Annotated in this window: 9 protein-coding genes and 1 pseudogene; 9 read left to right on the top strand and 1 reads right to left on the bottom strand. The window is 70.9% G+C overall.

Annotation, left to right across the window (positions count from 1 at the left end; genetic code table 11):
- From CCN56_RS06330 to CCN56_RS06315, 5 genes and pseudogenes are all read left to right on the top strand, one after another.
- Positions 1-719, top strand: a pseudogene (locus tag CCN56_RS06330) (flotillin family protein); the annotation flags it as partial.
- A gap of 100 nt (positions 720-819) precedes the next feature.
- Positions 820-5,685, top strand: a complete 4,866-nt coding sequence (locus CCN56_RS06325) for a DNA repair ATPase (RefSeq protein WP_086824399.1) — start codon at positions 820-822, stop codon at positions 5,683-5,685.
- Positions 5,686-5,713: 28 nt separating this feature from the next.
- Entirely contained in the window at positions 5,714-5,938 is a 225-nt protein-coding gene (locus CCN56_RS06320) for a zinc ribbon domain-containing protein (RefSeq protein ID WP_086824397.1), read from the top strand.
- A gap of 214 nt (positions 5,939-6,152) precedes the next feature.
- The gene (locus CCN56_RS44270) at positions 6,153-6,275 is read left to right on the top strand and encodes a hypothetical protein (protein ID WP_256961806.1); all 123 of its coding nucleotides are present in this window, start codon (positions 6,153-6,155) and stop codon (positions 6,273-6,275) included.
- Positions 6,272-6,541, top strand: coding sequence for a hypothetical protein (locus tag CCN56_RS06315; RefSeq protein ID WP_086824395.1), 270 nt, complete (start codon positions 6,272-6,274; stop codon positions 6,539-6,541). The genes CCN56_RS44270 and CCN56_RS06315 overlap by 4 nt, the downstream gene beginning before the upstream one ends.
- Positions 6,542-7,460: 919 nt before the next feature.
- Here CCN56_RS06315 and CCN56_RS06310 read toward each other — a convergent pair.
- Positions 7,461-7,814, bottom strand: coding sequence for an STAS domain-containing protein (locus tag CCN56_RS06310; RefSeq protein ID WP_256961805.1), 354 nt, complete (start codon positions 7,812-7,814; stop codon positions 7,461-7,463).
- Between the two features lie 287 nt (positions 7,815-8,101).
- On the opposite strand from CCN56_RS06310, the gene CCN56_RS06305 reads away from it, so the two are divergent.
- The 4 genes from CCN56_RS06305 to CCN56_RS06295 all read left to right on the top strand — a co-directional run bounded on the left by CCN56_RS06305 (position 8,102) and on the right by CCN56_RS06295 (position 10,542).
- Complete coding sequence (locus CCN56_RS06305; protein ID WP_086824391.1) at positions 8,102-9,352, top strand: sodium:proton antiporter; 1,251 nt, start codon at positions 8,102-8,104, stop codon at positions 9,350-9,352.
- Positions 9,339-9,788, top strand: a complete 450-nt coding sequence (locus tag CCN56_RS06300; protein ID WP_086824389.1) for a CBS domain-containing protein — start codon at positions 9,339-9,341, stop codon at positions 9,786-9,788. Before CCN56_RS06305 ends, CCN56_RS06300 begins: the two co-directional genes overlap by 14 nt.
- A gap of 40 nt (positions 9,789-9,828) precedes the next feature.
- Positions 9,829-10,005, top strand: coding sequence for a hypothetical protein (locus CCN56_RS42985; RefSeq protein ID WP_179199709.1), 177 nt, complete (start codon positions 9,829-9,831; stop codon positions 10,003-10,005).
- A gap of 306 nt (positions 10,006-10,311) precedes the next feature.
- Positions 10,312-10,542 carry a hypothetical protein gene (locus CCN56_RS06295; RefSeq protein WP_086824387.1) on the top strand — a complete coding sequence of 77 codons (231 nt, stop codon included), beginning with the start codon at positions 10,312-10,314 and terminating at the stop codon, positions 10,540-10,542.
- The last annotated feature ends 275 nt before the right edge of the window (positions 10,543-10,817 follow it).

Raw genomic sequence — 10,817 nt, 5'->3', positions numbered from 1 at the left:
GCCTGGCCGAGGGCGTCCAGGCCGAGGCCGCCGCCGAAGGGCTCGCCGCGGTGCGGGTGCGCGACATGGAGGCCGAGGTCATCGAGAAGGCCGGTCGCGCCGAGGCGGAGGCCACCGAGGCACGGCTGCGCGCCGAAGCGGTCGGCGCCCGCGAGAAGGCACTCGCGGAGGCTGCCGGCACGCGGGAGCAGGCGCTGGCCGAGGCCACGGCGATCGGCGAGAAGCTGAAGGCCGAGGCGGCCGGTCTCACCGAGAAGGCGGCGGCGATGGCCGCCCTGGACGAGGCCTCGCGCACCCACGAGGAGTACCGGCTGCGCCTGCAGGCCGAGAAGGACATCCGGCTCGCCGGGCTCGACGTCCAGCGGCAGGTCGCCGAGGCGCAGGCCACCGTCCTCGCGACCGGTCTGGAGCATGCCGACATCAACATCGTCGGCGGGGAGTCGGTCTTCCTCGACCGTCTGGTTCAGTCGATCGCGCTCGGCAAGTCCGTGGACGGGTTCATGGATCACAGCCAGACCGCGCAGGCGCTCGCCGGCCCGTGGCTGAACGGCTCGGGTGCCTTCACGGAGGACCTGACGAAGGTGCTCGGTTCGCTGTCCACCGCCGACGTGCAGAACCTCAGCGTGTCCGCGCTGCTGGCGAAGGTCATGAAGTCCGGGGTCCTGGACGTGACGGCTCCGGCCGGCACCGAGGCGCTGAACGGCGCCGCCAAGAGCTGACCGCCCACGGGGGAGCGGTCACAGCGGGTCCGGTGCCGGCAAACGGGGGAGTTACCGGCACCGGACCCGTGAAGGTTCACGATACAAGGAGCGGAACGGGATGAGCGCAGGGATCGACCAGGACACCTACGCGGTACTGCGCGACCGCCTCGTCGAGCAGGCAGGTGAGCTGGCGCGGCGCGCGGGGGCTCTCAACCAGGACCGGATCGCGGAATTCGGTTCGGGTGAGCTGACCCTCATGGGCACCGACCGGATCCGCGCCGAGCGCAACGGTCTGCCCCGGGACGTCGTCGCCGTCGGGGATGACGTCCTGCTCTTCGGCCGTCACCCGTCGTCCGCGGGGCATGCCGAGCTCTCGGTCGGCGATGTCTTCACGCTGTACGACCGCGACCTGAACCCGATGCCCGAGGGGGCGGTGCCGGGGCTCCTCGACGACCCGGACTTCGTACGGGAGTTCACCGCGCTGCACCGCTACTTCCGGGGCGCGCGCCTGCTGCGGCTGCGGCGTCTGGAGGGCCGTCTCCTCGCCGTCTTCCAGACCGGGGAGCAGACCGACGACCTCAGGGTCCTGCGCTGGTCCGTCGGGCCGTCGGCCGAGACGACGTTCCTCGACGCGCAGGGCGAGCGCGACCACGTCTTCCCGCCCTCCCACGACATCGACTGGGTGGAGACGACCCGCGACGACCACGTGCCGGGCCGCCACCCGCACATCTCGCTCGGCGGCCGCCTGTTCGTCTCCACGGTCGGCGGGACGCTGACGGTGAAGACGGAGAACGACACCGAGACCGCGGAAGGCATCCACACCGAGCCGGTCGACGAGCCCCTGCAGTCCCTGGCCGACGCGGAGGTCGCGTACGCGGTGGTGGGCGCTCTGATCGTGGCGCGTGTCCGCCCGTACAAGGAGGAGACCCGACGGCATCTCGTCTTCAACACCCTGACCGGGACCGTCGTCAGACTCGACGGCATCGGACAGGCGTGCCTGCGGCTGCCCGAGGACGAGGGCGTCGTGTTCCCCGGCGGCTACTGTCTCGCCTCCGGCACGGTGAAGACCTTCGACACCGGAGACACGGACTCGGCCGGGCCGGCGTTCGAGCGGGCGATCCGCTCACCCAACGGCGAGGACATCCTCTTCGTCTTCCATGCCCAGGAGACCGGGCGAAGCCTGCTTCTCCCGTACAACCTGATCCGCAAGGAGATCACGAGCCCTGTCTCCTGTCGTGGATACGCCCTCCTCGACGACGGAACGATGATCGTCCTGCGTGCCGAGGACGGCGAGCCCGGCCGGGTCCACCCGGTGCAGATCTGGCGGACGCCGTACGTGGCCGACACGCACGTCACTGCCGTGGGGAGCGGCCCGCTGGGCCGCATCGGCAACGCGGATCTCGTCCGGGGGATCGCCGACTGCCTGTCGATCGCCCGGCAGGCCACAGAGCTGACGCCCGCGGGCGGGGTGTACGAGGCGCTCGTCGCCGCCTGCGTGCGCGCGGGCGACGTCCACCACTGGCTGGGAGACCCGGAGGCCGGAGACCTGCGCGCTCCGCTGAACGAGCTGCGGGCCACCGCGACTCAGGTCCTCGACGAGTTCGCGACGGTGACGGCGCTCACCCGGCGGGCCGCCGAGGCCCTCGCGGAATCCGCCCAGCAGATCAGCCGACTCGTCCGGCGCGTCCGGGGCGAGGCGCCCGCCACGGCCGAGGAGTGGATCTCCAGGATCACCGAACTCCGCCAGGCACAGGGGCACCTGGTGACCCTCAAGGAGATGCGCTACGCCGACACGCACGGCATCGACACCCTCGCCGCGGACGTCGACGCCGACATCACCTCGGCAGCCCAGCGGGCCATCGCCTTCCTCCGGCGCGAGGACGCCTTCACCGGTCACCACACCGAGGCAGAAGGGCTCGCGCGCGAGGCCGGGGCGCTGGCCACCGTGGCAGAGGCGGGCCCCGTCGGCGACCGGCTCGACGAGCACACGCTCGCCCTGCGGACGCTCAGCGAGATCATCGCCGGTCTCGACATCGGCGACGCGACCGTCCGCACATCGATCCTGGAGCGGATCGCCGACGTGCTGGGCGCGCTGAACCGCGCCCGGGCCGTTCTCACCGCCCGGCGTGCCGAGCTCCTGGAGCAGGAGGGGCGGGCGGAGTACGCCGCCGAGATCGCCCTCTTGGGCCAGGCCGTCACGGGTGCTCTGGCGGCTTCGGACACTCCCGAGCGCTGCGACGAGCAGCTCGCGCGCCTGATGCTCCAGCTGGAGAACCTGGAGTCCCGCTTCGCCGAGCACGACGGTTTCCTCGCCGGCATCGGCGACAAGCGGACCGAGATCTACGACGCCTTCACCGCACGCAAGCAGTCGCTCCAGGACGCCCGCGCCCGTCGGGCGGAGCGCCTCGCCGGGTCGGCGAGCCGGGTACTGGACGCGATCGCCCGGCGAGCCTCCGTCCTGAACGACCTCGACGAGGTGCACACGTACTTCGCGTCCGACCCGATGGTCGTCAAGGTCCGGCGTACCGCGGCAGAGCTGCGGGAACTGGACGACCAAGTCCGGGCGGAGGAGCTGGAGAGCCGGCTCGGCGCCGCCCGCCAGGAGGCCGGGCGCGCGCTGCGGGACCGTACCGACCTGTTCTCCGACGGCGGGGACACGATCTGGCTCGGCCGGCACCGCTTCGCCGTCAACCGGCAGGCACCGGAGCTGACCCTCGTACCGCACGGGGACACCCTGGCCCTCGCTCTGACCGGAACCGACTACCGCGCACCGGTCACCGACCCGGGGTTCGCCGCGACCCGCCCGTTCTGGGGCCGGACACTGCCTTCCGAGTCGCCCGAGGTCTACCGCTCCGAGTACCTGGCCGCACGCCTGTTGGCAGCACACGGCCCCGAGGGCCTGGCAGATGCCGACCTGCCGGCGCTCGCGCGGCAGACCGCCGAGTCGGCCTACGACGAGGGCTACGAGCGCGGCGTCCACGACCACGACGCGGCGGCGATCCTGGAGGCGGTGCTCCGACTGCACGAGGGTGCCGGGCTCCTCAGGTACCCGGCCGAGGCGCGAGCGGCAGCCCAGATCTTCTGGGCGCACTCCACCACCGCCGACGCCCGCGACCAGTGGACCCTCCGCGCGGTCGCGCTGACCGAGGCCGGCAACCTCTTCGGCAGCATGTCGGCCGTGGCCGGCCTTCGGCAGGAACTGGCCGGGGAGATGGGCGACCCGACGGCCGCCGAGTACCTGGTGGCGGAACTCGCCTCCAGACCGCCGGGCTTCGCCGTCTCGGCCGCGGCCCGCGCACTCCTGGACAAGTTCCGCCGTGCCGTGGGCACTTCCGCCTACGACGACGCCCTCGCCGCCCTCACGGAGCCGGGCACGCGGCGACAGCTCGCCGAGGCCTGGCTCACCTCCTATGCGGCGGCGTCCGGGGAGCGGCTCGACGACGGCGTGCTCGCCGAGGCCGTAGCCGTCGAGCTGTGCCCGGGACTCGACCGCTACGAGGTGGGCACCTCGACCGCGGCGACGGTGACGGGCCTCCTGGGTACCCACCGCCGAGTGGAGGGACGGGCGCTGAAGCTCCGTCTGGACGACTTCCTGGACAGAACTCGGGTCTTCGCCGAAGGAGACGTGCCCGCCTTCCGCGCCTACCAGCGGCAGCGGGCCGAACTCGTCGCCACCGAGCGCGCCCGGCTTCGCCTGGACGAGTACCAGCCTCGGGTCATGTCCTCCTTCGTCCGCAACCGGCTCGTCGACGAGGTCTACCTCCCCCTCATCGGCGACAACCTGGCCAAGCAGCTCGGCGCGGCCGGAGACGCCAAGCGCAGCGACTCCCACGGCCTGCTGCTGCTCCTCTCCCCGCCGGGCTACGGCAAGACCACCCTGATCGAGTACGTCGCCGACCGTCTCGGCCTGCTCCTCGTCAAGGTCGACGGTCCCGCCCTCGGACAGAACACGACCTCTCTGGACCCCGCAGAAGCTCCCGACGCCACTGCCCGAAGGGAACTCGAGAAGATCTCCTTCGCCCTGGCCGCCGCCAACAACGTCCTGCTCTACGTCGACGACATCCAGCACACCTCACCGGAGTTCCTGCAGAAGTTCATCCCGCTCTGCGACGCGACCCGCACTCTGAACGGTCACGACCTGCGCGGAAAGCGCTTCGCCGTCTGCATGGCCGGCAACCCCTACACCGAGTCCGGGCAGCTCTTCCGCGTCCCGGACATGCTCGCCAACCGGGCCGACGTGTGGAACCTCGGCGACGTGCTGACCGGCAAGGACGAGGCCTTCGCGTTCAGCTTCGTCGAGAACGCCCTCACCTCCCACCCGCTCCTCGCCCCGCTCGCCGGCCGCGACCGCACCGACCTCGATGTGCTGACGCGACTGGCCTCCGGTGACCCGACTGCCCGCCGCGACCGTCTCACCCACCCGTACCCGCCGGGCGAACTGGAAAGGATCCTCGCCGTCCTCCGCCACCTCCTGACCGCCCGCGAGACCGTCCTCGCGGTCAACGCGGCCTACATCCGCTCCGCCGCCCAGTCCGATGAGGCCCGCACGGAACCGCCGTTCCGACTCCAGGGCTCGTACCGCAGCATGAACAAGATCGCGGCCCGCATCTCGCCGGCCATGAACGACGCCGAACTCGCTGCCGTGATCGAGGACCACTACACCGCCGAGGCCCAGACCCTCACCACCGAAGCCGAGGCCAACCTCCTCAAGCTCGCCGAACTCCGCGGCACCCTGACCCCGGCACAGGCCACTCGCTGGACCGAGGTGACCGCCGCCCGTACCCGTACCCAGGCGCTCGGCGGCTCCGGCGACGACCCGCTCGCCCGGGCCGTCGCCGCCCTCGGCCTCCTCGCCGACCGCATCACCGCCGTCGAGACGGCGATCACCCGCGCGACGGACCCCCGGCACCTCCTCGCACGCCCCGCGGGACGGCACGCGGTACACCCTGGGGGCGCACCCGCCACCGAGCACCACCGGAACTGACGAACCGAGAGAGGAAGGGAGAGACAGCGTGGCCAAGGCAGTGCAGGCGATGATCGGGGAGCACCCGATCCTCTGCCCGATGTGTGACAGCGACACATTCCGCAAGCGGGAGGTGAAGCTCAACAGCACGGGCATGGAGCTCTTCGACCTGGCGTGGGCGAACGAGTCGGCGACGGGTCTGATCTGCCGGTCGTGCGGATACGTCCACCTGTTCGTCAACCGGGACCTCAGGTTCCACCGATTCCGCGGGTGAGGTGCGCGGACGGCCCCGTGGGATTCCGGCGACACCTCGACCAGCACGACCCCGAGCGACCACGATTCGGCAGGTGGGAGCCCCCTGGTGAGACCACTGAGCGCCCGATAGGGTGCAAAGAACGCGTCAGGATGACGCTGGTGTGCCGGGAAGTCTGGTCGGCGTCCGAGGGGCCCGTGTGCCCACCCGCCGGTATGCCCCGGAGACTCGCCCCATGACGCAGCCACGCCCGCGCAAAGTGGTCCTCGCCCTGTTGCCCCGGCCCGAACGGCAGGTCGTCGCCGAGGCCCTGCGCACGGAGACGGTCGGCGGTCCGGTCCTGCTCGCCGCCGCATGACCGAGCATGGCGTGGCCCCGGCGTTGCTCGGCACGGCCGCCGTGCTCGCGCTCCTTGTCGTCCGGACCGCCGTGCGGGAGCTGAGGGAACCAGGCAGCGCCCGGCACGAGTGGCAGTTCCTGCGGGAGCGGCGAGGGCTGGCCACCTTCCTGGGGACGGCCTCAGTGCTCTCTGGCGTGAGCTTGACGATCGCCGGCCCGTCCTACCTGCCCTGGGTGGGCCTCGCAGCCCTCCTCGTCGCCCGTATCTCTTCCATGGAGAGGTGAGCCGGCATGGTCCACACCCGGTGGACAGCGATCGACGCTCCTGTTTGTCGCCAGAGAAGTGGGTCCGAAGCGCCGTCGCCCGGAGCCCGATCCGCGCTCCGGACCCTGGTGGCGTTCACCCGCACTGCGCCGCATCGTCCTCGCGTCGGGGATCCCCTGGGGTGCCGTGGTCGTCCTCTTCGTCGCCGCCGTGTGGTCGGGATGGTGGTGGGTGACGGCCCTCCGGCTCGCCACCGACCGGCCCCAGACCGCCATCGCCACGGTCGAGTACCTGCACGAGGAATTCCCACTGGAGCCCTGGCTGCTGCCCGGCGCGCTGGAGATGAGCTTCGTCACGACTGACGGCCGCCGCGTCGTGACGGACATCCTGCACGGGGACCCCGCCCCGGCCGAGGGAGACACCGTCGGGATCGAGTACGCCGCCGGCCATCCGTCCGCCGCCGCGATCCCAGGTGACCCCGGACTGGAGCGGGGCCTATGGGTGAGCGGCGCGGTCGCGGCCCTTGCGCTCACCCGCCTGGTGTGGTGCGGCGTCACCACAGGGCGGATCCTGCGCCGGCTGCTGCGCGCCGCCCGGCGCGGGCAGACCCGGCCCTTTGACTACCTCCTTCTGCCGGGTGGGGAGGAGCCCGGGACGGAGGCGCCGATGCTCGTCCTCTTCGAACCGGGAGCGCAACGGCCGACATCGGTGATGGACGTGGTTCCTTCAGCGGTGCTTCTGCCCCCGGAAGGCAGCTTGGAGCTGCGCAGTGTTCCGCAGGACCCCGTTGCTGCGGTCGCCTGGATCGGGGAAGAGCCGGTATGGCCGACCAGCCCGCTGACCGTTCTCGACGAGGACGGCGGGGAAGGAGTTCCTCCGGGAGTACGTGGCGGACCTCGTCCCGCACTGCGTCGCACTCGACGCCTCACCCGCACCCGGCTATCCGGCCGGGTCCTCCCGCGACAGGTAACGCTCCAGGCCCATCTGGCGCATCATCGCCCTCACCTGGGCCTCGGCGTGGGTGACCCGGAACCGGGTCCCCTGTCCCCGGGCTCCCCGGGCGGCGAGGAACAGAGGCAGGGCGCCGTCCGGACTGAGATGCGCCACCCGGGACATGTCGACCTCAAGGACCTTCGGCTCCTCGCGCAGAGCTGCCCGCAGAACACGGCTGGTGTCCTTCGCCGCGCCGGCGTCGAGGTCGCCCTTGAGGCGGACGACGAGGAGTTCCGGATGAGGACGGAGGCGACGGAGCAGGTCTCGCGAGCGGAGTCGCAGCCGTTCGGCCGGTGACATCGGTGGCATGAGCGCTCCAGGGCAGACGTCGGCAGTTGCCGACCAGCCTTCCCGGCGCACCTGATGCGGACGATACGCGCCGGAGCCCTGACCTGCCCCTTGGCCAAGGGGCAGGCCACCACACATCTTGGCTGCCGGGTTCCGGCAATGTGCCTGTCGCTCTGGTGCACGTCAAGGACCTGTCAATGCCACGTAAGTAACGTGTAAGGTCCGTGGCGGAGTGCCGGGAAGCCTGGTCGGCGAACAAGGGACACGTGTCTTCTTCTGCCGATCGGGGGACTTCCATCATGGTGCTCGTCGCCGTCTTCGGGGCCGCGCTGCTCGTCGCGGTCCTCTTGTCCGGGCTCGCCGCCCGCACGGTGCTGTCCACCTCGCTGCTCTTCCTTGTGGGCGGGGCACTGGTCAGCGACGGATTCCTCGGCCTGATCCACATCACGCCCGAGAGCGAGATCGTCTCGGTCACCGCCGACCTCGCCCTGTTCGCCGTGCTGTTCACCGACGGCATGCACGTCTCCTTCGCCAAGCTGCGGGCCAACTGGCACAACCCCGCAAGGGCACTCGGCCTCGGGATGCCGCTGACCTGTGTCGGCATGGCGCTGGTCACCCACTACCTGGTGGGGCTGGACTGGACGACCTCGTTCCTCGTCGGAGCGGTCCTCGCACCGACCGACCCGGTGTTCGCCTCGGCCATCGTGGGACGCAAGGAGGTCCCGGCCAGGCTTCGGGAACTGCTCAACGTCGAAAGCGGAATCAATGACGGTCTCGCCCTCCCTGTGGTCCTCGTGCTCATCGCCGCCGCCGGACCGACCGCCGGCCACGCCGAAGCGTCCTTGGGGAGGATCGCCCTGGAGCTGGGCCTCGGTCTGGCGCTCGGCGTGCTGCTCCCCTTGCTCGTCAACGGTCTGGTACGGCTTCCGCTCCTGGGCGCGGAGCCCAAGCTCCAGCCGCTGCTGCCACTGGCCACCGGGATCATCCTGTACGCCGCGTGCCACCTGACCCACGCCAACCCCTACCTGGCGGCCTTCTCCGCCGGCGCAGTGCTCGCCGCGGTGTCGCCCGAGTCCCAGAAGGCCTTCGAACCGCTGGGGGAGTCGCTGGCCGAACTCGCCAAGTTCGGCGCCCTCCTCGTCTTCGGCGCCCTGCTCACCCCGCAGCTGTTCGGCGACCTGTCCGTGGGCGGATACGCGGCCGTGATCCTGGCGATCGTGCTCATCCGGCCGGGTTCGCTGCTGCTGTCGCTGTGGGGGACGCGGATCGACCGACGGGAGAAGCTGGTCGCGGCCTGGTTCGGCCCGAAGGGCTTCGCCTCCGTCGTGTACGGACTGCTGGTCCTCCAGGCCAGCATCCCACAGGGACATCAGGCGTACACCCTGATCGCGATCTGCATCGCCTTCTCGATCATCGCGCACAGCAGCACCGACGTCCCCATCGCCCGCCTCTTCCACGTCGACGACCTCGTCGACACCGGCACAGCACCCGGGGCACGCTCCGAGGACGGCACGACGACCATGGAGGTGCCGACCCGTGCGGGCGCGTGATCTGGCCTGGCCCTGCACGTGCGTGGGCTTGGACGCCACGCTGCGGGAGGCCGCGGAAGTACTGGTCCACGAGCGGTCCCCGGCACTGGTCGTCGTGAGCGAGGACGGCCACCCACTGGCGACCGTTCCGGCATCGCGGATCCTGGCCGCCGCCCTGCCCGAGCCCGTACGCGAGGATCCGCTCCTTGCCGCGGTCGTCGACGACTCCCTCGACGACGCGGTCAGGTCCCGGACGGCATCGTTCCGGCTTGCCGACGTGCTGCCCAAGCGCGCGCACGCACTCACGGTCGTGAGTCCCGATGCCTCCCCGCTCCACATGGCCACCCTCATGGAACGCACGGGCAGCAGCGTCGTCCTGGTCGTCGACTACGCGGACGCCCAGCCGCACGTACTAGGCACCGTGGACGCGGCCGCTCTGCTCCAGCACTACCTGTGACCGGCTTGCCGGCCTCCGACCGTCGCACTCAAGGAACATCGTGAACGCCAAGCGCCGCGCGGCCACCACCCTCGCCCTCCTCGGACTCCTCCAGGCCACCCTTGGCACCGTCGTCACCATGGCGGTGAGCAAGGGCTTCGGAGCCCCTCTGTTCTGGTGCGCCGCGTTCAGTTTCGCGCTCGCCTGGTTCGCCGAGCGTCGGGCCACCACGTCATGAGCCGGCGACGCCTGGTGCTTTGGCACGGCGCGCGGGGCGGTCTGGCCGCTCTCATGGGTCTTGCGATCCTGCTGGTCGCGGCGAGCGGCCTGGCCGCCCTTCCTGAGGGGATGGGGGACGAACGCGCCTATCAGCCCTCTGTACGCTGCCGGCCTTCGCCATCGGCGACCTGTCGGGACTCGGGCCGGTCGCCGAGGTGGTGGCCTGGTGCGCCATGGTCCCGCTCGTCCGCCTCTATCTGCAAAGGAAGTTCAACCGCGTGCACAGCAGGCATGTCCGCCCCCTCACGACAAGGAGCCCGATGAGATGAACGACGACGAGCCCGTCTTCAAGAAGAGCAAGTGGGGCACCAACCGCTATGTCTACAACCCCAACAACCCGATCGGCCTTGCCCTGATCATCGTCAGCAGCATCTTCGCCATCGTCATGATCCTCCTCATGGAGAACCACGCGGGCCCTTTCGCGCCGCCCCCTGCTCCCACCTGGAGCCCTCCTTCGTCACAGGAGCCGTGGCCGTTCCCGTCCAGCACGCCCTGACCGGCACGCCAGAGGGCGCATGAACGAGGTGCTGCAGGCCGGCGACACCGTGCACCGGGGCCCCGGGCGGCCGCCGAACACAGCAACCGTGTGATGGGAGACCGCTCCGCTCGTTATCAGGGTGCCGATCATGCTTCCTCCGGGCTCGCCGCCACGGCCGTCCTGCGCCGCAACGGCAACCCGGCCTACAGCGACGGCACCACGTCGAGCGGGGCTGATTCACCACCAAGATCTCCACCCGCGCCACCGTCGGCACTACTGATCTTTTCGTTAGT

Origin of the sequence: Streptomyces sp. NRRL B-24572, from assembly GCF_002156145.1 — a bacterium.
Taxonomy (GTDB): domain Bacteria; phylum Actinomycetota; class Actinomycetes; order Streptomycetales; family Streptomycetaceae; genus Streptomyces; species Streptomyces vietnamensis.
The sequence above is the reverse complement of the archived record's forward strand: the minus strand, read 5'-3'. Positions and strand labels throughout refer to the sequence as shown.